We start from the raw sequence: 20262 nt of genomic DNA, 5'->3' as shown, positions 1-20262 counted from the left end.
ATCATAAGTTCATTTTATGATGCTGTAAATATCACCTTCCAACTCTGTAGCTGTTCACGGCGGACTCAACGCGCTTGACTGACACGTCTATACCATTTGTCACCAGCAACTCATGCACTTGGCAACAGGCCTGTTGTTTCAGGCCAAAGAACTCTTCGTTAACACGGGCATACTCTGCTGCCGAATTGGAGGCGGCTCGTCTTAGATCTGGCATCAGAGATTCAACGCGAGACTCTACTTTGTCCAGAGAGGAACTGGCAGACGACAAGCTGAACAGCGAGAAGACGCTCCCAAAGTCGAAACCATCATTCAAACCGGCAAAGTCCATACCCAGATCGATAAACTCAGTTGCCATTGAGTGGTGCAGTGAGCCCACAATGTCACGATGATCCCCCAGCGCATTTGCGAAGGCTTTCACAGCTCTCTTCGCATCGTCTATTTCACTGCTGGCCGAGGAGTTTGACATCGACGACATGACGGAAATGCCCTTGTTGTCAGTCACAAGGTCGAGAACCTCCATTGTTTGTGCTGATGAAACACTGGAAGAGGCCTCACTGATTTCACGTAAGGCTTTTTGCCCCATGTCCACCAGTCGCTTGTTGCTCTCGTGGAGTCGAGATGCGGCGTCAAGCCTATCTTGAGCTTGGGTGATTCGTTCCAGAATCTGGCTACCGTCAATCGCTTGCTTCACGGCCCGAGAAACCAATCCCTCTTTGAGCTGGTCTCTCCCACGGCGCAAATACCGCAAATCGCTGTTATGGCCTTTTAGTGCTGAACGTATAACGGCGATGTCTCGACGAAACTGCCAGAACGTTATAATTTTTTGCCAGATCCCCAACTGAGCACGCTGTTGGCAAAGAGCTTCGTACTCTGCACCTTTCTCTTCAACCTGGCTGAGAGCTGCGGTAATCCTGTCTTGATATTGCCGGTCGTCAGCCAAGTAACTTTGAATTGCTTGTTCCATCCCGTACCCCAAAAACTTTCACATGTGAAAGTTCATTCTTTCTTTGTTCTGCCAGTACAAAGTATTTTGCCTTAGAACGACCTCACACCCCGCCCCTGCTCACGCCCATTTTGGGCAATTACAGATTCAGCATTTACAGGCTTATAATGTGATGCCGTAATAGACAAATAAAAAACGGCATAGCCGTTTTTACCTTACTTTGCTTTGCTCCGGCCCCCGCATAGTGCATTACCAATGCGTGATGAAAAATCCTTCCATTCTGGACTGTTCCGGTAGTCATCCTGTCCAGTTGCTTGTTCCTGGCTGGTCGATGCGAATTGATTGAGAGCATCCGGGCACGAAGAGCAGACCCCGATACCTTCCACTCTATTCACGCGAAGCCAGTGACACGGTTGACCGTTTTCAACACAAGCGTGATCATCGGTGCATCCGCACCCTATACATTTAGCAGTGAGCATAAGCGCCTCCCCAAGTAAATTAACAACATCATAGTATCATTATGTGATGCTGTAAATATTAAAAAGAAAGCGGCCATAGCCGCCCTTCCGAAGTAATTTTCCTTTAGTGGTTGTCTTGGCCCTGTTTCCAAGCGACGAATGCCTGCACTAGCGGTACGCCATCATCACTCAAGGCATTCCCTTCTATCCATCCGCCTCGTATGACGACAGACTGCCCTGATTCCAAGCCAAAAGGTTCCCACTCAGAAGCCACCGGGGAACCGTCCACCAGCAGGTCGAGATCTTCAATCCATTTATCCCGGCCATCCAGAGTTTTCCAAACTGAGTCATCGACCCAAAAGGCCTTGATTTGTTCTGGTGTGGCATTGGTCCAATCGTTGTCTTTCCCGTCAGCAAGTGAAAGTACAGAGTCAACCGTTTGCTGCCAGTTCGGCCAATCTTCTTCGACAACAACGCAAGTAAGCGAGCTCTTGCCATTTGCTCTGCGGCCATCATCAACCTTCCGGATCAGCCTTTCCAGTGTCGCCAGCTCCTCATCGCAGAGCACGGCCTGTGCATCGCTTATCTTTGCCACGAAGTAACGTGCTTCAAGCATCGACATAATTATTTTCCTCCCCAGGGCACAAGTTTTGTCGAATATCCAAGCATTAGTGGGTGCTTCGGGTCCCCCGAACCAGTCACGCCAAATGCCAATACCGGCTTCCCAGATGCAACGAGCTGCTCTAAAAGCCTGTCCAAATGAACATGCAAAGACTTAGGCAGCTTAGTTCGGCTCCCCCAGCAGGGCACCAAGACATCAGCATCCCGAATAATCCTTTCCAAGTGGATTTCATTTTCAGGCCCGACAGGATCAACCGCCGTAGCCAGCTCTCGAACGTCGGTCGCCCGAAAAGCAAAAGCATTACCGACTATGAATCGCCTCCCTCCGTTGACCTTGGTAAACCCTATCCACTTTCTGACCGTGTGATCGTCCTCGGTGGCCGTGGCCGTAGAGCCGTTTACACCAAAATAACCGAACACAAGGCCTTCGGGTTGCACATCCCTTTCCAGACGGTATCTGTACATGCCGCACTTGCTGATAATTGCACTCAAAGTGTCACCTCTTTTTGAATGAAAAATGCCCTTTCACAGTTGCATTTTTTAATGCTGTGATAGGATAAAAGTGTAAGTTGAAAAGGAGAGATGACCATGAAACATGTACTGAATATCGCGCTGATGGCTGTTGTTATTCTTGGCCTGGCTATGCTTGAGGCCACCAACTGGGGTTACGCAGTGCTGGCTATCCCGGCAGTGATTTGGGCCAAGTCGGTGCTCAACCTTCTGCACAAACTGCCGGTTCTGGCTGCTGCTTTTTGGATTCTGGTTGCTGTTTTCGCGTGGCAAGCGGCACTTGTTGGTATCCTGTTCTATGGCGTACTTGCGACCCCTAAAGCGCCAGCAAACACCAATGGCAAGAAAAGCCGAAAAGCCAATCTGATGGGCACTTACAGCTACGACTTTAAAACCGGCGAATGCTTTAGCTAAGACTGGCTCCACGGTTATTTCTCCTCAGCCTTCCTGATGGGCGCTCTCAGCGCTCTCAGGACAGCTTCTTCAAGAGCTGCGGCCCCTGCCCTATCACGTCGCTTTGTTAATGCCCCATATTGCTTCCTGATGGGTAGCATCAGCTCTTCGAGTTCATTGCGCTTCCTATCGTCGGCTTCAAGTTTCTCGCTTCGCGCCAAGGCTTCGGCTTGCTCGCTTTTTGCTTGCCACTCTATCTTGTCGCCTTGCACTTCCCATGCTTTAACGTAATGAGCATCATCCAGACCTTTTGCTCCGTTGTCCGAAAACGAGGCCCCTGAGTAAATGCCACCGACAACCCAGCGCCTTTTGCTTTTTCCCTTTGAGAAATACATCTCACGGCCTAAAACACCATCGCGCAAAGTGGCTACCGAGATAAATAGCCCAGCGTCCCCTTTCCTAAAGCCGCAGAACACAAACTCAAGCGGTTCGTATAAATCACTCATGCTGATCACTCCGAAGAACAGACAAGACCTTCTCAGCTCGCTCCTGGAGGTCTATGAGTTCGGCAGCATCATTACCGCTCAATGACATGTCCCCGCCATAGAGGCGATACTCAACGCTGTCCATCGCCTGGCGAAGCAATCCTAGAAGAGCATTCACGTTTGCCGGTGTTGATAGGGCGACGGCTTCACCTTTCAGCTCACGTCCATTAAATTCCGACCACTCGGCTATGCCTGTCAGTTCGCAACAATTTGAGCAGGACATACTGGCAACATTCTGGGGATCGTCTGGACAGTGTTCATTGATGACAAAGTTCATCTCGTCACTGCCGCACTTTCCACAAATGATGTGTACTTTTTTGCCCATGCTGCTGCCCTTAGTGGAGAGTCTGCTCTTCCACAACAATCATCCCGTCAACCAAGCTGATTGTGGCGGGACCGCAGTTACCCAGCACCTCAGCTTTGACTCCGTTGTTCAACGCGACATAAAGCCGTCTCGCCCCGTTGGTGACGCGGATGCCTTTCTGGTCGAGTTGTTCAAGCATTTCTTCGTAGGTAATTTTTTCGTCCATCAGTTCTCCTCAGCAAGGATCTCGTCGATGAGGTTCTTTGCTATCAATCTGGCATCCAAAGGGACAGCCAGGCTGTCAATTCTGCCTCTTTCATGGGCAACAATGAGTTGCGCCTTCCAAGCTATCCCGGAAAGAGAAGCATCAGGTTCTTTACCTGAGCTTCTCATACATCTTGCGTTTCGGTACGCCGCCAGCCACTCAGGTCTGGTTGAGTTATAACGCCCAAGGCCAGCTTTTCGTTGGAAGCACATTCATCGCGCACCTTTACAGATTCATTTTATGATACTGTAAACAATAAAAAGACACCTTGCAAGACTTTCACATGTGAAAGTTTTCTGGTTTACATCTGCTCGCTTGGATCAAACCCCAAAGCCTTGCACACGTCATCCAGGTCATCGAGCGTGAAGAATCCCAGCGTCAGTTCCCCGGAGCGCTTCGCGGGGTTATAGCGAACTTTGATAGGCCTACCCGTAGCATCGCTCATCAGGGTCTCCAGGCGCTTAATGTCTGCATCCCTGTCCACTTCTTTGCCCTTCGCTATCGCCTCAAATTTATGAACCGGTGTCCTGGTATGCAGGAGATCCCTCAGGAGCTTTTCTCTCTTGCTGAAAGGTAACTTAGCCACGGCCCTCACATGCCCCAGGGTGATCTTGCGTGGATTTCTGAGCCAGAGTGTTAGCTCTTCCTCCGATAGCGTACCGGCGCGTTTCAGGTGTGTAACCGTATAGACCTTCTCAATACCCAGATCCTCTCTGATCTGACTGTTTGAACGCCCCTCTCCGCTTAGGAACGCGACCACATAGGCCTTTTCTGCATCAGTCATGCCTGGATGCTGGTGGTAGTAGTCAATGGCTTCTCTTGCATCGAGCAGTAGGGGTAGGTTGTTCATTCAGGACACCTTTTAGTCACATGACTATATCGAGGCTTATTCTACCCCCTATTTTAGTCACATGACTACTTACTGACATTTCGGCCCCCATCGCCGCCGATTTTTCTTGATTATAGGTTTGAATCTATATAGGATTGCACCTATATTAAGTAAGGAGAAATCATGTGGGTCATCGAGACAACCGACACCTTTGATGAGTGGTTCGATGCTCTGGATGATACCGATAGAGCAAACGTGCTGGCTTCGATGATGGTGCTGCGAGATAGAGGCCCCATGCTGTCGAGGCCATACGCGGATACTGTTAACGGTTCATCCTACAGCAACATGAAAGAGCTTCGGGTCCAAAGCAAAGGAGATCCTATCAGAGCGTTCTTTGCGTTCGATCCAAAGCGTAAGGGGATTCTTCTCTGCGCCGGTAACAAGACCGGGGACGAGAAAAGGTTTTATGAAGTAATGATCCCAATTGCAGACCGTGAGTTTGCGGCGCACTTGGATAAATTGAAGAAGGAGTGACGTTATGGCAAGAACTCTTGACCAAATGCTGGCAACAGAAAAGCCTGAGGTTGTTGCCAAAGCACAGAAAGCGGCCACTGAGATGTTACTGAACATCCACTTGGCAGAGCTTCGTGATCGCATGAACCTTACCCAGGGGGAAATTGCTGCATCTCTGGGTGTGAGACAGCCGACAGTCTCCGAGATGGAAAAACCTGGACGAGATCTCAAGCTGTCGTCCATTAAGCGGTACGTTGAGGCCTCCGGTGGCAAGCTACGCCTCGATGTTGAACTTCCGGACGGCACCCACTACGGCTTTGCCGTTTAACTCGATACGCCCCGTTATGGGGCGTATTACTTCTCTTGCTCTTCTTCCAGCCGTTTTCGGTATATCTCTCCTGCACGTTCCCTGCCATCGTCGGTCAGCCTAAAGGCCAGCTTTAGAGAAGCATTCCGGTACTTGTTCAACAGGCCGTTCTCCACCAGCGTGTGGCATGACGTTCGGAAGTTCGTTCCATGAATACCGCTCTGGCGAGCTGAATTGATCATCTCCAGTATTTTTACACCTGGTACAGGCTCGGCTTTTCCACCGGCCTCAATTGCGTATAGAATGAACAAAACGTCTTTTTGAGTTGACGACAATCTCATCCCTTCCCCTTATTCATGTCTGATATGAATAAGGCTCCCACGAAGGAGCCTTATGTAAACCTTATTCATGTGTCACATGATTAAGATCTAGTTCACGGAGTCTTTCAACCCCTTACCAGCTTTGAACCCAGGAATGTTGGCCGCCGCGATCTGGATGTTCTCTCCAGTCTGGGGATTCCGCCCGGTTCGCGCTGCGCGTTCCTTAACGTGGAAAGTACCAAACCCAGTGAGCGCTACTGTCCCACCCGCTTTAAGCTCCTCTGTCACTGAGTTGATCAGCGCATTTACCGCAGCTTCGGCCTTTGCTTTGCTAATGTCAGCGTCTTCGGCCACTTTCATAATCAGTTCACTTTTGTTCATCGTTATTCCTGTTTGTTTTCTTGGTTACTGTTTACACCTGCATACTCTGGGGTGTGGTTAGTGCTTTCTTCGCCACTCCCAAGGGGGAGTTCTCTCCGATTCCGGTAATGCCCAGAGACCTCGCTTATCGGCTTTGGCTTCGGCCTCCAGCTTGAACAGCTCCGGTGTTTTGGCGTACTGCCGGTACACCCACGCACTCCCAGAACGGACCATTTCGGCATTGACCCATTTGCCATCGACATAAAGGTTGGCGACCAGACGGCCATAACGGTCTTTGTCGATTTGCTCGACTTTAATCATTCGACCAAACACCAGATCGGACAACGCCTGTTTCGCCTTTGAGCCGTAGGGTTGTTTCTTCTCTGGGGTGTCGATTTCCGCCAGCCTTACCCGGTACTGGATTTTGCCGCTCCGGCAATCTTTCCCGGAGTCACAGCTTTGTTCAGTCAGGACCTTGACCGTATCACCGTCAGACACCCCCACAACCTTCGCAGTAAAGGTTTCTGCCCATACCTGAGGGGCCACCACCAGCATGGCTACCAGGAACGCTGAAACCCCCGTATTTTTCACAAAACCTAACCTCATAATCACTCCATCCAAATTACTTTTTTTTCCCAGCCGGTAGAGCCTTGGCCCAACAGAGCCTTGTTTCATCCACCTTGCTGTCTACGATTCGACAGGCATCCCAGTTAAGAGATGACCAGTGAGCAATGGCAGAGGCCAACCAGTACCACGGTGCCGTAAACACCGGCTGGCCCCCTTCCTTCGTTTTAAATACCTGGTATCGCATGTTGATCCTCCTGTTTGGGTGAGGCTTAGGCCTCGTAATAGAAATTTTTTGTGTCCGGATAGGGTTTAAAGCAATGAGCCGTGGCTCTCCCCAGGGAAAGCACTGAAGCCTCAGCTTCCGGCGCTTCCTCAGTGTCTTCACGAAATTCCCCGCCAAGTTGCTTCACCCATTCGGCAGCGAGCTGCACACCTTCATCAAAGGGAACTTTGTTCTTTTGAAGCACATCCAGATAGGAAAGCAGCAAGCAGTGAGGCGTAATGACGGCGGTGTTCCAATCGGTTGCGAGCCGTGTTTCGTCCATATCTGCATACCAGGCATCAACCTGATGTTTCAATCCGATCTCGGCCATCATGCCGTGCTTACCGGCGACCTTTCTGCCTTCCTCTACCACATCAACCGGGGCGTCCCAGTAGAGGACTCCCCCGTCCGCTTCTTGGGTCGCACAGGTTGCACCTTGCGGCCAATGCCTCCGTTCCATAACGAGCTCGCAGAGCGTTTGGTTGCCTACAGGAGCCTTGTAGTCCTCATCGAGATTCACCACGATGGTTTCCGGCTCCTGTTCAACCGGTGGCAGGTATCTGGCGACCAGAGGCATTGTCAAAATCACAGCCCCATCCATGTGAAAGGATGTTGGAGCCTTCACTATTCGGTCCATTACCCAGCACCAAGCATGAAGCAACCGATCCTCTACCTTGTCGTCAGCCTCAATCTCTTGAACGAACTGGTTGAAACGAACCTGACTATCCAGAAACAGGCCTGTGCTCTGACACTTATCGCTGATCGTATGAATGAGCTCCGCCTGCTCCAGAAGCATTTCTCGGGTGACTTCCTCCACATCACCAAATGCGTCAAACAACTTTGTCATGTAGTCACGAATTTGCATGTTCTTCCCCCTCGGCATCGAATTGCTTTGCAAGCTCAGGATCACCGGCCCAGCGAAGGGCGTCTCCCATATGCGTGAAAGCGCGTTTATTGTTATCCTGCTTATTCACCCTGACCGGCGTCTTTTGGTCACGAGGCTGTAGTAGCCAGTACCCGGCCTCTTCCCTGATTAGTTCTGCGGCCACCAGAAAGCCGTTCTTCGTTGCAATGATCATCATCAGCTCCCGTGGTTAAGCCAGTAGGCATAGATAGTGATGGCAAGGCCTCCCGCGAGCACAATGACTGCGGCGGTACGCTGGACCCACTTCGATGCACCAAACCGCGCCAGGTGTCTCCCCAGGAACTGGAAAGGTGCTGTCTTTCCGATAGCGCGAATCACCCAGGAGATTGCCAACAGAAGGATGGCTGTGGCCGGGTATATACCAACCCCTAAGAGATTCATCTCTCCGACCGCGAGCTGATAGATGAATGCCAACAGCATGGCTACCGCAGTCAATACAGCTACAACCTTGGTCCCGTTTCGCCAGTCCCACGCTCGACGTGCGTCACTGGTAAAACTCACCATCGAGACAAGGAACGGCATAAATGGCAGGTTCATGCTGGTGGGTTTATCCATGAATGCGTCAAGACCCACAAACATGGCCGTCATCACCACATAGAACAACAGGGCGGGGACAAGCATGTCGCGTAAAGACCGAACCTGGTTGGCGTTCGCGTTTTGAGTATTCGTCGTCATTGTGTTTGCCCCTTCAACATTCCCCATAGCTGACGGTGAAGATCAGCGATTACCTTGTACGTCCCCTTCACTGCTGGTTGCTCAAGGGTCTTGAGCATCCACAAAGCAATAAACAGGCTGGAAAGCAGTGCCACCACCAACTGGATGTTGTGGCTACTCAAATAGACGGCATAGCCGTTTAGGCAGGCACTCAATAGCAACCAGACCCTGGCCGTCATCAGCCCCCAGCGGTGATAGGTCACGAGCAGGTAGGCTGTTACGACAGAACAGAGTGTCATGGCACCAGAAGTGGCTAGGTAAACGACCCATGTACTGGCCTCGCCAGTGACGTAAGTGCCACCAACGGAGAAGGACAAGCCAAAGATCCAAATTGCTGCATTCCGGAGTAGGGCATCAACAATGATGTAACTAGCAGCGAGATTGATAATTCCGCGTTTTAGCATTACCCCCTCCCGTTATTCTGATACCTGCCCAGCTCAGCCCTGAGCCTATTAATTTCTTCCGTGGCTTCGGCCAACTGCTCCCGATACTTCTTGAACTGCTGATATGAATGCCAGGACTGTCCTTTCGATACTGACTTCGTGATGGCGGCGACCTCATCCGGCGTCAACCGGGTGAGCTGCTCTTCCGGATAGATCAGGATGGTGTTGCTGTCCCAGTCAAAGCCTGCGTGAATAGCTTTCACCCCCACTGTAGGGGTTCCACCAATCCCACCTGGCTGGTGGATGACAAGCCTCAAAGGCGCTGAGGCCTTGTGTGGATGAAGGCTATCGAGAGCCTCTTTTGCTTCTTGTAACTCCATAGATTCACCTCATAGTGAAATCAGGCCCCGGAGAGCCTGACTTTCACATGTGAAAGTTAATTTGCCTTCTGCTGTCTGGCAGAAACCCTCAAGGCCAGCGCCTTTTGCATGTCGGGCTGCTGGAAACGCACCTTGGTCCGATCAGGCCAACTGTCCATTTCATTGCACCGCAGGGTGTCTATGGCCGCATCACGGTAAACCTGATAGAAGTCGGTTCCACCTATGGAGTTAATTGCCATCATGGCGGCAAACATCGGGTTACTGTTCATGACGCTTGTAAGAGTCTCGGGGGTCATTGGGGTGTCGCATGACTTGTTGAGGGCAACCAGCAGGTCATTACCAACCAGGGCACAGGCAGCGCATACCTGTTTGGTATCATCCAAGGCCTTCGCGTATTCGTTGTTTGGCTGAGGGACGCTTGAGCAAGCCGACAGGACAAGCAGCCCCGCCAGAAGGCATCCCAATTTAGTTGTAATCTTGATCATCAGTTCTCACTCCACTTTCACATGTGAAAGTTTTTATTGGTTCGCGGAGTCGTCTTGTTGCGACTCAATCATCATTTTTCGCATCACGGCCATGATGGCTTGCGCCGGTTGAGCGCCGCCGAGAAGCTGGCTCTTGCCGGTATGGTTGTCCACTACAAAAGTGGCTGGTGTCCCGTTGACGCCATAGCTCTTGGCTTTCTGGATGTCAGCTTCAACCTTGTCTTCGTACTTTCCTGAGCCGAGGCACTCCCGGAACGCATCCAGATCAGCACCAACACCAGTGACAACAGAGGCCAGGTCAGCAACACCGCCACCATTCCCCTGGGTATGGTGGAAAATGTCGTTAACGAAGACCCAGAAGCCACGGTTGCCCTTCTGCTCAGCAATACATTCAGCGGCCAGAGCTTCCTTGTGAGCTGCCGGGTTATGGAAATCGAGAGGCATGTGCTTCCACTGCCAATTCACATTGCCTTTGCTGGCATCCACAATTTGTTTGGGTGTGTCGTGGAATCGCTTGCAGAATGGGCACTCCATATCGGAGAACTCCACCAGCGTGAACCGAGCACCAAGGTCCCCGTAGATGTGTTTGCCTTCTTCGACCTTCTCAGGTGCTGCCTCGAACTGGGCATACTTCTGATCGATGTCGGCTTGTTGTTTCTGCGCGACAAACTTGTTGATGCTTTCGGCCACAGCAGCTTCAAACTCTGCCTTGCTTTTGAAGGTGACGCCTTCGGCATCCTTCACCTGGTTGACCGTAGACTTCACGTTGGCGATCTCTTGCGCCAGATCCTTCTCTTTCACGAACTGGTAGATCCCGAACCCGGTTCCTACGAGCCCCAAAAGAATGGCGGCAACAACCCCGAGACGTAGTGATTTGGTACTTTGTTCTGTCATATCAAACTGCTCCTATCAGTAAACTTTCACAGCGCTGAGTTCTTGCACGAAGGAACTGGCTTCGAGCTTCGCTCGTTGGGTCAGTCGCCGGATGATGTCTTCGGTTGGTGTGTAGTCCACCAAGTTGCTCTGGTGGATGACGTCTCGCGCCACGGAGTTCAAACTACCCAGGCCATCAATCAGCCCAATGTCTTTGGCCTGCTCCCCGTTCCAGAGCAATCCAGAAAACACCTCTGGGTCGTCTTTCAGTCGATCACCCCGCCCAGCCTTCACTCGTTCGATGAACTGCTGGTGGGTTTTCGATAGAACGCCCTCCCAGAATTTCTTCATGTCAGAGGTAAGAGGGGAGAATGGGTCGAGAAGCGCTTTGTGCTCTCCGGAAGTGATAGCCCGGCGCTCGATGCCGAGCTTGTCCATCAAGCCGGTGAATCCAAACCCCGAGCTGATGACGCCGATAGAACCGACAAGGCTGGCGCGGTCAGCATAGATTTCATCCGCAGCAGAGGCGATGTAGTAACCGCCAGAGGCACCGATGTCATCAATGATGGCGTAGACCTTTTTCTCCGGATGAAGGGCTCGCTGCGCCTTCACTTCGTCATAAATCCGTCCTGCTTGAACCGGGCTACCGCCAGGGCTGTTTATGCGAAGCACGATAGCTTGTGAGTTCGGGTTGTCGAATGCAGCTTGGATGGACGGGATAAGGTGATCAGCATCGGCCAGAGTGCCAGCAGCAATTTCACCACGGATGTTGATATACGCGGTGTGAGGGGCTCCTGCCTTGGCGCTTTGCCACGGCATCCCACCCGGATTAGATGCCAAAATGATGAAGCCGATCATGAGAAGCACGAAACCAGATGCGCGAAGCACACGCAACATGGTCCGCCAGCGCCGGTCTTTCACCTGCTCTTTATGCAGGGTGAACATGTACTTCTCAATGAGTTCTTTCTCCCAGGGGATCTCTTTGTTTTCTGCCATTAGTTTTTCCTTTTGCATGTTTCGATTATCAGTCCCCAGAACTCTTCATCAGCGCTATCAGCCCGGTCTTTGACTTTCTGGTAAACAAGGTTGGTGTTGAGCTGATGCTCACGACAGAACTGAGCAATGTTGCTGTAGGTCCTGTCCAGATAGGTGAAGGGTTTCCCTTTACCTTTTTTCTTGGCGAGGATGAGCTTCCACTCATCATTGGAGAGTTTGTCTGCGGCCTTCCCGGTGTCCGCAATGCGCCTACGCACCGTTACCGGATCAAGTCCATGTGCTCTGGCTATGCTGGCAACGCAGTTGAACTTCCGACCGTCAATCATGACAGTAGGCAAATCACCAGCGGCAGCCTCCTTGAATCGGAAACCTCTGTAACCTGGTTTGAAGATCCCAGGAGCAAGTTGCTCACGGAACTCGATTGCTTGTTCTGACCTGACAAACTTGCTGTCGATTTTGCCGAGCATGTACTTAGCCCGAGCGATTACCTGGTAAAGCGTCTTCTCCAGGAGCATGGCGTCAGCAGCTCGACTCGGAAGACCTATGTCGTCTTCTTGCTCGATACCCAACATTTCTGCATGGCTGGAGCCTTCTGCATGTCGGAAACAGCCGTCGTACTCAAAAAGAAAGGAGGCCAAACCTCCTCTCAGCTTTGCTTTGAACCGGGTGTTGGCCGCGTTCTCTGGCGCTGGTGCCAGCTCGGACACTTCAAGCCCTAAATTTGCGGCCAACTTCCGCAGGTCTTCCTCTCCAATTCGGCATCCAGGCTGCATAACCTGCGCCAGAGCAGATTCATCAGCACATCCGCGTTCTTTCAGCTCAGCCAAGAGGTAGGGAACTCGTACTACCCCCATAAGCTCAAGCTCCCTGAATCGCGTGGACCACCAGCTCACAGAGTTTCCCGTACACAGGAGCAAGGCAGAGTGAAGCCATCACCATGCCAAAGGCTTTCGATGGAGCCTCTTTGGCGAACTTGGTCAACCACGGCATCATGCCGCACAGAGCAGCAACCATAGCGCCAGCCACCCCCAGGGAAGGGAATGCCATCACTTGGGCCAGAATGAAGAAACACTGGGCGTATGCCGCATGGGTCATCGCCTTCTTATCTGCTGCCGTGAACTCCACGGCATCTACGCTTTTGACTTTTTCCATCACATTGTCCTCATGCAACATCAGGTTTTCCGAAAAATTTCTCATACACTTCGAGGTCGAAGGCCAGCATGGTCTTTGCCGCCTTTTCACTAAGCTGGTGGAGGCTAAGCATCTGAACCTTGTCAGTGCCGGTCACTTGCAGATCCACCGCGAACCACGTCCCACCTTTGGTCACGGCCAGAACTTGCACCGCCCAGGGCTTATCCAGTCGTTCGGGCGGAGTGATCATGTTCGACACTTTGGCGACCGTCGCGGTTGAACCTACCCAGTGCTTGTCGAACGCAATGACGTTCAACGCTTCAAACGCATCCTTCGCAGCTTTAAACCGGCTCCGGACAGCATCTTGTTGCTTCCAAGCCATGAACTGGAGAAGGGTCATTCCACCAGCCATAAGGGTGAGAAAACTCAAGCCATTGGCGGCAGCTACGACCGTCGCTACCAAGGACCCCAACATGACGAAGCGGTTATGTTTAAGCTGGGCCACTATTCACCTCCTATACCAACCAGCGTACAGGACTTTTCAAAAATGCAACCCCGCCTAGCTGCCCAATTCGGGCAACCCTGATTCAATCCAGAACTTTCACATGTGAAACTTTCCGCCACAGGAACAGGAGGTTTTTACCTGACCAGAACGGATGGATTGATAGCGGTGCCACAGCTTGACCACTTCTTTTTCGCTGAGAAGGTTTGTCTTGATGTAACGGACTCTATCCCCGTCCGCTGTCTCAACAACGGTTCGGACATAGCCGTACTTGGCAACGGGTGCCTTGTACTTGTGTGACAGAATTACCCGGTAAACCGAGAGCTGGATAATGTCCGACTCATAGATGTGGTTTACCTGGCGCAGCTTGGTGTCCAAGGGAATGAGAACCCCATTCTTGGTTTGGTACACCTGATCAACCCTGCCGTGCATGGGCACCGGCTGTGTGGTTGATATGTCCTGTTCGGACAAAAACAGAGTGGCCGAGCGCAGCTCATAAGGCATGTTCTCTGATTTCCACCACGCCCAGGTGTCTCCAATGCCGCGTTTGCGCCATTGGTCCACTTTCGCAATGACGAAAGGGGCGATGATCAGGACGAATATCCAGAGAACTGGCTTCATGACTACCTCCGGCCCCTAAACCACTCTGGATGATTGGATACATCCATGCTCTTAACCTGTGATGAGAAGACCAGTAGCTCTTGGGTCGTCAGGACGGTCTCAGGAGCCCGAGCGATGAAAGGTCTCAGCAATTCAGAACCCGCATAGATATTGATGACCATATGCAATCGCTCTGTTGCTCCAGAAACTCTCCGCCAGCTCCGGTAGGTTTCTGTTGATTTGGCATAGCCAACCAAGGCAGGAGCCAGCGTGTCGGACTCCTTCGTATTCAACTTCCCTTTTGCTGCCTTCGATACGAACTCAGCGATCACCGAAGCCAGCATGTCGGAGGTAAGGTGAAGCGGCAGCTTTATCGTGTCGAAGTCAGCCTGCTTGATGGTGAACAGGCGGATGTGATCGTTGCGGTAGTCACGCACATAGATGACATGACTCTCAAATGGGTTGGAGTGGTTAAAGGCATCCATACCCCAGCCTGCGGCCTCAAGATGTGCGTTTGATACTGACTTGTCGTAATCAAATTCCACGCTATTACTCTCCGTCTTGTCGTTCAGGAACTTTCACATGTGAAAGTTTTCCGTCGGTCATGATGTCCAGGACGGCTTTGCCCAGTCTCATCCCTTTATGGTTTTGAACCGGGTCTCCCTTGTAGAAAAGTCCTGGCTCGTTATCGGGATGGAATACCCCGTGAGGAATGTTGTCGTGATCGCCCAGCCACATGCGTAGCCTCAGATCCACCAGCCACCCATCATCCAGGACAACCCAGAAATGCGGTGTCACGATGTCCTTGGTCTGTTCGTTTCGCACAAAGCCATACATGCAGTCATGAGGTACACCCGCTTCATTGAGTAGGTGGCTTACTGCCCATGTCATACCGTCACATTCCATCTGGCAGTCATCCAAGGTCATAAGGACGGCTTCCAGTTCCCGGTGCCACTCCGTCATTTGCTTGGCCGCAGGTTTTACCACCAGCTCGTTTTTGTTTTCTGCCAAGATGATGTCTTCCTCGTCAATATTGCATTCGTCTATCGCTTCCGAACGGATGGATACCGCTTCATCCCAGTCATCGCTCGATCCGAAAATGCTCCAACCCTCAAGACCGTAATTCACCCATACGATGAACCGCTTTATCGTTTTCATGTGCGGCCCCCTTTAACCGTGCAACGTTCCCACATACTCACCCCTTCAAACCGTAACCCCACCAAAAAGCCACTTCTTGATGATTTCCAATCAGCAGCGGCAGGTTGCCCCTGAACTAACCTCACCGAAAAACCACCTTTAGATTGCTTTCTGGTGCTTATCAAGTTCTCCTGAGTGATTAGTCGTTCTGAAAACTTTACTTTTCACAGTATCATTTTATAATACTGTAAATCATAAAAACAACCCAGTAAAGAAAAAAGAGCGACTTATGTTGAGACGAGAAAACCAAGGAGATTTGTTCGATGACCAGGTGGTGTTGCCATCACTGGAGTCGGTTCTTACCGGCATATCTTCCAGTCAGCGTTGTGACGATAGAACAACGTACTTCTCCGCTCCGGATGTGGACCTGAGTTTGTACGATCACATCATTGTTTGCCTGTCTGGAGGCAAAGACTCGATTGCTGCGTACTTGCGGCTGGTGGACATGGGTGTTGATAAGTCAAAGGTGGAGTTCTGGCACCATGATGTTGATGGTCAGGAAGGCAGTTCGTTGATGGATTGGGCCTTCATGCGTGATTACTGTCGTCAGCTCGGGGAAGAACTGGGTATCCCAATGTACTTCTCGTGGCTTGAGGGCGGCTTTGAGGGCGAAATGCTCAAAGACAATGCCTATAGCCACCCCCATCGTGTAGAGACGCCTGAGGGGCTTCTGGTGCTGCCTAGAGACCATAAGCGCTCTAAGCCTGGTACGCGCCTTCGTTTCCCTCAGCAATCGCCATCACTCCAAACAAGGTGGTGCTCATCAGCCTTGAAGATCGATGTTGGCCGCAGAGCTCTTAATAACCAGGAGCGCTTCAAGGGGAAGAAGATCCTTTTCATCACTGGTGAGCGCCGGGAGGAAAGTGCAAACAGATCCAAGTACAACCAGCTTGAGGCTCATGCCTGTGACAGAAGATATGGGAAGACTGCACGGTTAGTTGATGCCTGGAGGCCCGTTCTTCATTGGACTGAGGAGGAGGTATGGGAAGTAATCGAGCGTCACCGCATCCTGGCCCCAGTCCCTTATCGCCTTGGCTGGAGCCGGTCGTCGTGTATGACCTGCATCTACAACTCACAGCGTATCTGGTCCACGATCCGTCACTACTGGCCTGAACGAGCTGGGAAAATTGCTCAGTATGAACAAACCTTTGGTGTGACGGTATCAAGAAAAAAAATCGACGTAATAGATTTAGGTTCTGCTGTTGCGCCGATACAGATTAGTGATGTTGAGGCATTGGAGCAGGTATCCAGAGAAGATTACACGCTCCCGATTTTTGTGCCGGAGGGGCAGAAGTGGGTTCTCCCTGGTGGCGCATTTGGCCGAGAGGCCTGTGGTTCTGATTGATTTGTGCAGAGGTGGCAATGTTGGATTTTGTTTTTTTGGTGTTTTTGGGGTTGGGCATATCTACGGTGCTGGTGCGTCGGTCTTCCCGTAAGGGGATGGATCTTGAGCTGACATGGCTCCAGTCGTTGAAGGTCGTGCTGGTTCGTGGAGCTGTTGCATTGGGCCTGGGTTTTGGCATTGGCAGGCTTGTATTGATGGGGATGCAGTATGGTTTCCTGAGTGAGTCTGTCCTGAGGGAACATGCACTTGTCTCCGTAGCGGTGGTTCTGATCTGTGGGCTTGGTTCGTTCTTTGCGTTTCAGTGGATCATCGGGAGGATCTCTGGAAGATCGATCAGCGTCGTTTCTGTGATCAAAGCTGTGATGTACGAGTCTGGTTACTTTGTGCTGTCGATGCTTATCTTGTTGGTGATACTCGTCCTGTTCGGCCTTGCATACGAGACTTTTTTCTAAAAAAACAGTGTTGATTATTTTTTGTTCAGTGATCAAAAGGATAAATATAAAGATCTTTAGATCTTTGTATAAAGGATTAAAAACGGTTAAAGACAGGTTAGGCGTTCTAAATCACCACTCAACACATTGATATTACTGGTGTTTTCATATTTATTCCGTGCAACAAACCCATAGGTTGCCGTGCAGCGTTCCCATAGGTTGCCGTGCAACGTCCCCACATACCCTTGGATCTTATCCACTGTTATCCACACGGAACCCCTCTTTTTTCCACAAAATCCTTACAAAACAGAGCTTTCGTGCAGCGTTCCCACATATCAGATCTGGTGTTCGTGCAGTATTCCCACATGTCTAAGGTCATACGTGCAGTCGCCCCATATACAATTTTCTGAACGTGCAACGTACCCACATGTCAATTTTGGTCGTTTTTTGCACCGTGCAGCGTACCCACATATGATCGTGCAGCGTTCCCATATACCAAAACCCCGTTTATGCACAGGAAATGTGGATAACTTTTGGCCTCTTTTTGTGTGCGCGTGATCACTTTATGGACTATTAGAGTCATTTTGACTGCTTTTTTAGGTTTGTCCTGATCTGTCAATCTTTGTTCTGCTTCGTCAATCGTGCAGAGTTCCCATATATCGAGAGGTTCAGGACCTGCTTTCGTGCAACGTACCCACATATCAAATCTCATAACGTGCAGGTCCCCCACATCCTCACCCTTTAACTATCAATACCTTACGGGAACCACTCTACGGGAACCACTGGAGCAGCATGGCACTTATCCTTCGTCGTGGCTTACGCTTGCACGATACTGAGACTCAGCTTGCGACTACCGTGCAGCGATCCCATATATAGAGCCCCAGCCCACGCTGCATCTGGGGTCACGTTCGCTCTATCCGTGCAGCTCCCCCATATGCGGAGGCATTCCGTTTCCGGTCCTGCCTGGTGGGCGTACCTTGTGCGCTTTCTTCTGGCATAAAAAAAGGCGCTGACGCGCCTATCTTTCTTTTCCCTGGGGGGTGGGAGATTCTGGTGGCTATCTCCCCTTACGTTGGGGTTCATCAATGATGTCGTGGTCGATCATGCCGTGCTTGATGGCCCGTAGCTCTGTCTGCTGCTTACGCTTGTTGGACGCCATCACCTGCTTCACGAAGTTCTCATGAGGCCTTATGACGTACCGCACGTCGATGACTCTGCGGCCATCCTTGATCTGGTTCGCGTCGTAGTCGCTTATGACCTCTTGTTTGATGAGGGCCTCCAGAGCGAGCTTCATGGCTCTGACGTTCTCCGGCATCCGTGGGCTCAATTCACGAGGGCTCTGGGTCAGGAAGCTGATAAGCGATGGCGTGTACGGCGAATCTGGTGATGCTTGAGTCCAGTAGTGGCTCATTCGCTTGTAGATGTACCGTGCAAGAGGGGAGCGGATTTGCATTCCGATTTTGTAGTTGTACTGACGAAACGACAGATTCATGATCGATTCGTTTACCAGCGGGTTGAACTGCACATAGCACCTGGCGTTCCCGCCTTTCTTGCGAAACTCACCTCTGGTGGTCAGTCCCACCATCGGGAAGAAGCTGGAGCTGATGAAGGCTTCACCGTCATCACTGATACATTCGAGTGTTGCGCCACGACAAACCTGGATTGCTTCCTTGATTTCGTTCAGGTTGTACCCGTGACCCATCTTCGAGAGCTCTTTCTGGAGTTCGTACAGAGTGAACATGACTCCAGCCTTGCCCTCGATGATATGGCCTTTCCCGTTCACTGCGAGCTTGCGTAGAGCATCCTCAAGGATTTCCTCTCGCTGTCCCGCGTAGATCAGCACGGTTCTTCCGTCATCCTTCTCGATGATGGCTGGCTTCACCTTCACCGTGAAATGCTGGCCTCTGATGGTGCATTGTCGTGTCACTACAGCGTTGGATAAATCTTCATGCTCACGCTTTTGGTCCCAAATGTACTTCGGCAGCGCATCGTAGATCTCGATGGTGTTGGAGTAGTCGTCTTTCTTGGCCGGAGATTCAATGATCTCAAACAGGCTCATTTGCGGTGAGTCTTTGATTACGTCGAGTTTCTCCAGGTCTTTGTCTTTGGTTCTCTTGCTCATGATTGTTCCGTCGATACTTTCTAGCTGGTGGTCCATGCCGCCAGCATTGTCAATGCTCCCGCTGCTACCGTCGCTGAAAACACTAGCTGGTAGATGCGACGCTTAGCCCCCGCAGTGCCGCTCATAAAACGCAGGGCTGCCGCTTCATATCGGAAATGAGCGAACTCACCCCGAAGGGTGCTATCTGTCCCCTGTGGCGATTGTGGGCGCTTTGACAGGGCAGGGCGAGGATGGCTGGCGACTTTCTTGATCATCGCTTCACATTTCCCCAGTTTCGCCAATTCAGTGGCCGCTACAGATGCTGTCATGTTGTCACACCTCGTCGCTATGTGTCTTGTTTAGCTGGCGCTCGTACTCGTTTAGCGCCCGGCGAATTTTTGCTAAGGCAGTGGCGCGTTGTCTTAACACGGCATACCTGGTTTCAACTTGCTGGATCAACTCTTGTGCCCAGACAGGCTCTTTCTTGAAGTGCGACATGCTGTAGGCATGACCGCGACCCTTCTTGATATGTGTCGATAGAACCCTTTTCTTTTGTCCGGGAACTTGTTCGACAAATCTGTTGCGATACCACTCTGCAACGAGTGATACGCCTAGAATGCGAACCCGTGTACCGACACGCCCTTGTTCGTCCTCTGACGCTTCTTCACGCGCTGATTTGTGCGCGTTCCAGTACATGTCCGCTTCCTGCTGCGCCTCGACAGCAAGAACCGCTAAGGCGTGATCCAGTTTGCTCCGTACCTCTGCAACAAACTCTCGTCCCTCTGCCTCTAGCAGATCCTCTGTTATCTCGGATCGTTCTTCTTCGAGCTTCGGATCTAGCAGATCTAGCCATCGCTCTGTTGGTAGACTCACCTCAATACCCTCCCAATTCCTATCCAATTCCTATCCACATAACTATCTATCTGGAATTTAAAGCTGATTATTCCAATACTGGAATCTAGTTCTGTCACTAGGCTAACCCATCTTTGGAATTTGTCAAAT

The 20262-nt window shown here is 51.2% G+C and carries 32 protein-coding genes; 5 read left to right on the top strand and 27 right to left on the bottom strand.

From position 1 onward, the window contains the following. Positions 1-31 precede the first annotated feature (31 nt). The 3 genes from ACOXYR_RS23920 to ACOXYR_RS23910 all read right to left on the bottom strand — a co-directional run bounded on the left by ACOXYR_RS23920 (position 32) and on the right by ACOXYR_RS23910 (position 2514). Complete coding sequence (locus tag ACOXYR_RS23920; RefSeq protein WP_000434071.1) at positions 32-964, bottom strand: hypothetical protein; 933 nt, start codon at positions 962-964, stop codon at positions 32-34. A gap of 561 nt (positions 965-1525) precedes the next feature. Next, the gene (locus ACOXYR_RS23915) at positions 1526-2023 is read right to left on the bottom strand and encodes a hypothetical protein (RefSeq protein ID WP_000062185.1); all 498 of its coding nucleotides are present in this window, start codon (positions 2021-2023) and stop codon (positions 1526-1528) included. A 2-nt stretch (positions 2024-2025) separates the two neighbouring features. Continuing rightward, positions 2026-2514, bottom strand: coding sequence for a DUF1643 domain-containing protein (locus ACOXYR_RS23910; protein ID WP_001273096.1), 489 nt, complete (start codon positions 2512-2514; stop codon positions 2026-2028). Positions 2515-2604: 90 nt separating this feature from the next. Between ACOXYR_RS23910 and ACOXYR_RS23905 the strand changes: the two genes are divergently transcribed. Continuing rightward, positions 2605-2946: a hypothetical protein gene (locus ACOXYR_RS23905; RefSeq protein WP_001326176.1), complete on the top strand. Its 342-nt coding sequence runs from the start codon at positions 2605-2607 to the stop codon at positions 2944-2946. Positions 2947-2960: 14 nt separating this feature from the next. On the opposite strand, the gene ACOXYR_RS23900 is transcribed toward ACOXYR_RS23905, so the two are convergent. The 4 genes from ACOXYR_RS23900 to ACOXYR_RS23885 all read right to left on the bottom strand — a co-directional run bounded on the left by ACOXYR_RS23900 (position 2961) and on the right by ACOXYR_RS23885 (position 4889). Next, entirely contained in the window at positions 2961-3431 is a 471-nt protein-coding gene (locus tag ACOXYR_RS23900) for a hypothetical protein (RefSeq protein WP_001281821.1), read from the bottom strand. Beyond that, positions 3424-3795, bottom strand: a complete 372-nt coding sequence (locus ACOXYR_RS23895; RefSeq protein ID WP_000516916.1) for a hypothetical protein — start codon at positions 3793-3795, stop codon at positions 3424-3426. Before ACOXYR_RS23895 ends, ACOXYR_RS23900 begins: the two co-directional genes overlap by 8 nt. 10 nt (positions 3796-3805) lie before the next feature. Then, a complete protein-coding gene (locus tag ACOXYR_RS23890) occupies positions 3806-4000 on the bottom strand; it encodes a hypothetical protein (RefSeq protein ID WP_000343597.1) in 195 nt (64 codons plus the stop codon). Positions 4001-4340: 340 nt separating this feature from the next. Beyond that, positions 4341-4889 (bottom strand): transcriptional regulator, encoded by a 549-nt coding sequence (locus ACOXYR_RS23885; RefSeq protein WP_001061574.1) that lies wholly within the window; start codon positions 4887-4889, stop codon positions 4341-4343. A 162-nt stretch (positions 4890-5051) separates the two neighbouring features. Between ACOXYR_RS23885 and ACOXYR_RS23880 the strand changes: the two genes are divergently transcribed. Then, on the top strand, positions 5052-5402 hold the full coding sequence (locus tag ACOXYR_RS23880) for a type II toxin-antitoxin system RelE/ParE family toxin (RefSeq protein WP_000270043.1): 351 nt from the start codon (positions 5052-5054) through the stop codon (positions 5400-5402). 4 nt (positions 5403-5406) lie between these two features. Further along, entirely contained in the window at positions 5407-5709 is a 303-nt protein-coding gene (locus ACOXYR_RS23875; RefSeq protein ID WP_000124640.1) for an XRE family transcriptional regulator, read from the top strand. Positions 5710-5735: 26 nt separating this feature from the next. Here the strand turns inward: ACOXYR_RS23875 and ACOXYR_RS23870 are convergent, their stop codons facing one another. From ACOXYR_RS23870 to ACOXYR_RS23790, 17 genes are all read right to left on the bottom strand, one after another. Further along, a complete protein-coding gene (locus tag ACOXYR_RS23870; RefSeq protein WP_001239997.1) occupies positions 5736-6029 on the bottom strand; it encodes a chromosome segregation protein ParM in 294 nt (97 codons plus the stop codon). A gap of 87 nt (positions 6030-6116) precedes the next feature. Continuing rightward, positions 6117-6389, bottom strand: coding sequence for an HU family DNA-binding protein (locus ACOXYR_RS23865; protein WP_001043047.1), 273 nt, complete (start codon positions 6387-6389; stop codon positions 6117-6119). Positions 6390-6446: 57 nt separating this feature from the next. After that, positions 6447-7043 (bottom strand): thermonuclease family protein, encoded by a 597-nt coding sequence (locus ACOXYR_RS23860; RefSeq protein ID WP_000809130.1) that lies wholly within the window; start codon positions 7041-7043, stop codon positions 6447-6449. Positions 7044-7204: 161 nt separating this feature from the next. Continuing rightward, positions 7205-8062 (bottom strand): hypothetical protein, encoded by an 858-nt coding sequence (locus tag ACOXYR_RS23855; protein ID WP_001167032.1) that lies wholly within the window; start codon positions 8060-8062, stop codon positions 7205-7207. Next, positions 8049-8279, bottom strand: a complete 231-nt coding sequence (locus ACOXYR_RS23850; protein WP_000972663.1) for a hypothetical protein — start codon at positions 8277-8279, stop codon at positions 8049-8051. Before ACOXYR_RS23850 ends, ACOXYR_RS23855 begins: the two co-directional genes overlap by 14 nt. Continuing rightward, a complete protein-coding gene (locus ACOXYR_RS23845) occupies positions 8279-8797 on the bottom strand; it encodes a nitrite reductase (RefSeq protein ID WP_000210756.1) in 519 nt (172 codons plus the stop codon). The genes ACOXYR_RS23850 and ACOXYR_RS23845 overlap by 1 nt, the downstream gene beginning before the upstream one ends. Then, on the bottom strand, positions 8794-9240 hold the full coding sequence (locus tag ACOXYR_RS23840; protein ID WP_000919345.1) for a Fe3+-siderophore ABC transporter permease: 447 nt from the start codon (positions 9238-9240) through the stop codon (positions 8794-8796). The genes ACOXYR_RS23845 and ACOXYR_RS23840 overlap by 4 nt, the downstream gene beginning before the upstream one ends. Further along, a complete protein-coding gene (locus tag ACOXYR_RS23835) occupies positions 9240-9599 on the bottom strand; it encodes a hypothetical protein (RefSeq protein ID WP_000422768.1) in 360 nt (119 codons plus the stop codon). Before ACOXYR_RS23835 ends, ACOXYR_RS23840 begins: the two co-directional genes overlap by 1 nt. Positions 9600-9655: 56 nt before the next feature. Beyond that, positions 9656-10084 (bottom strand): hypothetical protein, encoded by a 429-nt coding sequence (locus tag ACOXYR_RS23830; RefSeq protein ID WP_000591074.1) that lies wholly within the window; start codon positions 10082-10084, stop codon positions 9656-9658. A 33-nt stretch (positions 10085-10117) separates the two neighbouring features. Beyond that, on the bottom strand, positions 10118-10978 hold the full coding sequence (locus ACOXYR_RS23825; protein ID WP_000139698.1) for a DsbA family protein: 861 nt from the start codon (positions 10976-10978) through the stop codon (positions 10118-10120). Positions 10979-10993: 15 nt separating this feature from the next. Beyond that, positions 10994-11953, bottom strand: a complete 960-nt coding sequence (locus ACOXYR_RS23820; RefSeq protein WP_000829616.1) for a S49 family peptidase — start codon at positions 11951-11953, stop codon at positions 10994-10996. Beyond that, on the bottom strand, positions 11953-12807 hold the full coding sequence (locus ACOXYR_RS23815; protein ID WP_000539392.1) for a hypothetical protein: 855 nt from the start codon (positions 12805-12807) through the stop codon (positions 11953-11955). Before ACOXYR_RS23815 ends, ACOXYR_RS23820 begins: the two co-directional genes overlap by 1 nt. Before the next feature lie 4 nt (positions 12808-12811). Beyond that, on the bottom strand, positions 12812-13105 hold the full coding sequence (locus tag ACOXYR_RS23810; protein WP_001370730.1) for a hypothetical protein: 294 nt from the start codon (positions 13103-13105) through the stop codon (positions 12812-12814). A 10-nt stretch (positions 13106-13115) separates the two neighbouring features. Beyond that, a complete protein-coding gene (locus tag ACOXYR_RS23805; protein ID WP_000057877.1) occupies positions 13116-13589 on the bottom strand; it encodes a hypothetical protein in 474 nt (157 codons plus the stop codon). Between the two features lie 96 nt (positions 13590-13685). Further along, the gene (locus tag ACOXYR_RS23800; RefSeq protein WP_000805800.1) at positions 13686-14207 is read right to left on the bottom strand and encodes a hypothetical protein; all 522 of its coding nucleotides are present in this window, start codon (positions 14205-14207) and stop codon (positions 13686-13688) included. A gap of 2 nt (positions 14208-14209) precedes the next feature. After that, a complete protein-coding gene (locus ACOXYR_RS23795; RefSeq protein WP_000393785.1) occupies positions 14210-14731 on the bottom strand; it encodes a hypothetical protein in 522 nt (173 codons plus the stop codon). 4 nt (positions 14732-14735) lie between these two features. Beyond that, entirely contained in the window at positions 14736-15344 is a 609-nt protein-coding gene (locus ACOXYR_RS23790) for a hypothetical protein (protein WP_000849071.1), read from the bottom strand. A 268-nt stretch (positions 15345-15612) separates the two neighbouring features. On the opposite strand from ACOXYR_RS23790, the gene ACOXYR_RS23785 reads away from it, so the two are divergent. Both ACOXYR_RS23785 and ACOXYR_RS23780 read left to right on the top strand, forming a co-directional pair. Then, positions 15613-16728, top strand: coding sequence for a phosphoadenosine phosphosulfate reductase domain-containing protein (locus ACOXYR_RS23785; RefSeq protein WP_000946102.1), 1116 nt, complete (start codon positions 15613-15615; stop codon positions 16726-16728). Between the two features lie 17 nt (positions 16729-16745). Continuing rightward, positions 16746-17180, top strand: coding sequence for a hypothetical protein (locus tag ACOXYR_RS23780; RefSeq protein ID WP_421355905.1), 435 nt, complete (start codon positions 16746-16748; stop codon positions 17178-17180). A gap of 1036 nt (positions 17181-18216) precedes the next feature. Here the strand turns inward: ACOXYR_RS23780 and ACOXYR_RS23775 are convergent. The 3 genes from ACOXYR_RS23775 to mobI are packed head-to-tail and all read right to left on the bottom strand — an operon-like array spanning position 18217 to position 20133. Next, positions 18217-19281, bottom strand: a complete 1065-nt coding sequence (locus ACOXYR_RS23775; protein ID WP_000044787.1) for a RepB family plasmid replication initiator protein — start codon at positions 19279-19281, stop codon at positions 18217-18219. Positions 19282-19301: 20 nt separating this feature from the next. After that, positions 19302-19589 (bottom strand): hypothetical protein, encoded by a 288-nt coding sequence (locus ACOXYR_RS23770; RefSeq protein ID WP_000127321.1) that lies wholly within the window; start codon positions 19587-19589, stop codon positions 19302-19304. A 4-nt stretch (positions 19590-19593) separates the two neighbouring features. Next, entirely contained in the window at positions 19594-20133 is a 540-nt protein-coding gene (mobI, locus tag ACOXYR_RS23765) for a conjugative transfer protein MobI(A/C) (RefSeq protein ID WP_001447712.1), read from the bottom strand. Between the last annotated feature and the right edge of the window lie 129 nt (positions 20134-20262).

It is taken from the genome of Pseudocitrobacter faecalis (genome assembly GCF_965231525.1).
Classification (GTDB): Bacteria; Pseudomonadota; Gammaproteobacteria; order Enterobacterales; family Enterobacteriaceae; genus Pseudocitrobacter; species Pseudocitrobacter faecalis.
The sequence above is the reverse complement of the archived record's forward strand: the minus strand, read 5'-3'. Positions and strand labels throughout refer to the sequence as shown.

Excerpts from the sequence above, each read along its gene's own strand:
- ACOXYR_RS23920 (WP_000434071.1), bottom strand. The coding sequence starts at position 964 with ATGGAACAAGCAATTCAAAGTTACTTGGCTGACGACCGGCAATATCAA.
- ACOXYR_RS23915 (WP_000062185.1), bottom strand. The coding sequence starts at position 2,023 with ATGTCGATGCTTGAAGCACGTTACTTCGTGGCAAAGATAAGCGATGCA.
- ACOXYR_RS23905 (WP_001326176.1), top strand. The coding sequence starts at position 2,605 with ATGACCATGAAACATGTACTGAATATCGCGCTGATGGCTGTTGTTATT.
- ACOXYR_RS23900 (WP_001281821.1), bottom strand. The coding sequence starts at position 3,431 with ATGAGTGATTTATACGAACCGCTTGAGTTTGTGTTCTGCGGCTTTAGG.
- ACOXYR_RS23895 (WP_000516916.1), bottom strand. The coding sequence starts at position 3,795 with ATGGGCAAAAAAGTACACATCATTTGTGGAAAGTGCGGCAGTGACGAG.
- ACOXYR_RS23890 (WP_000343597.1), bottom strand. The coding sequence starts at position 4,000 with ATGGACGAAAAAATTACCTACGAAGAAATGCTTGAACAACTCGACCAG.
- ACOXYR_RS23885 (WP_001061574.1), bottom strand. The coding sequence starts at position 4,889 with ATGAACAACCTACCCCTACTGCTCGATGCAAGAGAAGCCATTGACTAC.
- ACOXYR_RS23880 (WP_000270043.1), top strand. The coding sequence starts at position 5,052 with ATGTGGGTCATCGAGACAACCGACACCTTTGATGAGTGGTTCGATGCT.
- ACOXYR_RS23875 (WP_000124640.1), top strand. The coding sequence starts at position 5,407 with ATGGCAAGAACTCTTGACCAAATGCTGGCAACAGAAAAGCCTGAGGTT.
- ACOXYR_RS23870 (WP_001239997.1), bottom strand. The coding sequence starts at position 6,029 with ATGAGATTGTCGTCAACTCAAAAAGACGTTTTGTTCATTCTATACGCA.
- ACOXYR_RS23865 (WP_001043047.1), bottom strand. The coding sequence starts at position 6,389 with ATGAACAAAAGTGAACTGATTATGAAAGTGGCCGAAGACGCTGACATT.
- ACOXYR_RS23860 (WP_000809130.1), bottom strand. The coding sequence starts at position 7,043 with ATGAAACAAGGCTCTGTTGGGCCAAGGCTCTACCGGCTGGGAAAAAAA.
- ACOXYR_RS23855 (WP_001167032.1), bottom strand. The coding sequence starts at position 8,062 with ATGCAAATTCGTGACTACATGACAAAGTTGTTTGACGCATTTGGTGAT.
- ACOXYR_RS23850 (WP_000972663.1), bottom strand. The coding sequence starts at position 8,279 with ATGATGATCATTGCAACGAAGAACGGCTTTCTGGTGGCCGCAGAACTA.
- ACOXYR_RS23845 (WP_000210756.1), bottom strand. The coding sequence starts at position 8,797 with ATGACGACGAATACTCAAAACGCGAACGCCAACCAGGTTCGGTCTTTA.
- ACOXYR_RS23840 (WP_000919345.1), bottom strand. The coding sequence starts at position 9,240 with ATGCTAAAACGCGGAATTATCAATCTCGCTGCTAGTTACATCATTGTT.
- ACOXYR_RS23835 (WP_000422768.1), bottom strand. The coding sequence starts at position 9,599 with ATGGAGTTACAAGAAGCAAAAGAGGCTCTCGATAGCCTTCATCCACAC.
- ACOXYR_RS23830 (WP_000591074.1), bottom strand. The coding sequence starts at position 10,084 with ATGATCAAGATTACAACTAAATTGGGATGCCTTCTGGCGGGGCTGCTT.
- ACOXYR_RS23825 (WP_000139698.1), bottom strand. The coding sequence starts at position 10,978 with ATGACAGAACAAAGTACCAAATCACTACGTCTCGGGGTTGTTGCCGCC.
- ACOXYR_RS23820 (WP_000829616.1), bottom strand. The coding sequence starts at position 11,953 with ATGGCAGAAAACAAAGAGATCCCCTGGGAGAAAGAACTCATTGAGAAG.
- ACOXYR_RS23815 (WP_000539392.1), bottom strand. The coding sequence starts at position 12,807 with ATGGGGGTAGTACGAGTTCCCTACCTCTTGGCTGAGCTGAAAGAACGC.
- ACOXYR_RS23810 (WP_001370730.1), bottom strand. The coding sequence starts at position 13,105 with ATGGAAAAAGTCAAAAGCGTAGATGCCGTGGAGTTCACGGCAGCAGAT.
- ACOXYR_RS23800 (WP_000805800.1), bottom strand. The coding sequence starts at position 14,207 with ATGAAGCCAGTTCTCTGGATATTCGTCCTGATCATCGCCCCTTTCGTC.
- ACOXYR_RS23790 (WP_000849071.1), bottom strand. The coding sequence starts at position 15,344 with ATGAAAACGATAAAGCGGTTCATCGTATGGGTGAATTACGGTCTTGAG.
- ACOXYR_RS23785 (WP_000946102.1), top strand. The coding sequence starts at position 15,613 with ATGTTGAGACGAGAAAACCAAGGAGATTTGTTCGATGACCAGGTGGTG.
- ACOXYR_RS23780 (WP_421355905.1), top strand. The coding sequence starts at position 16,746 with ATGTTGGATTTTGTTTTTTTGGTGTTTTTGGGGTTGGGCATATCTACG.
- ACOXYR_RS23775 (WP_000044787.1), bottom strand. The coding sequence starts at position 19,281 with ATGAGCAAGAGAACCAAAGACAAAGACCTGGAGAAACTCGACGTAATC.
- ACOXYR_RS23770 (WP_000127321.1), bottom strand. The coding sequence starts at position 19,589 with ATGACAGCATCTGTAGCGGCCACTGAATTGGCGAAACTGGGGAAATGT.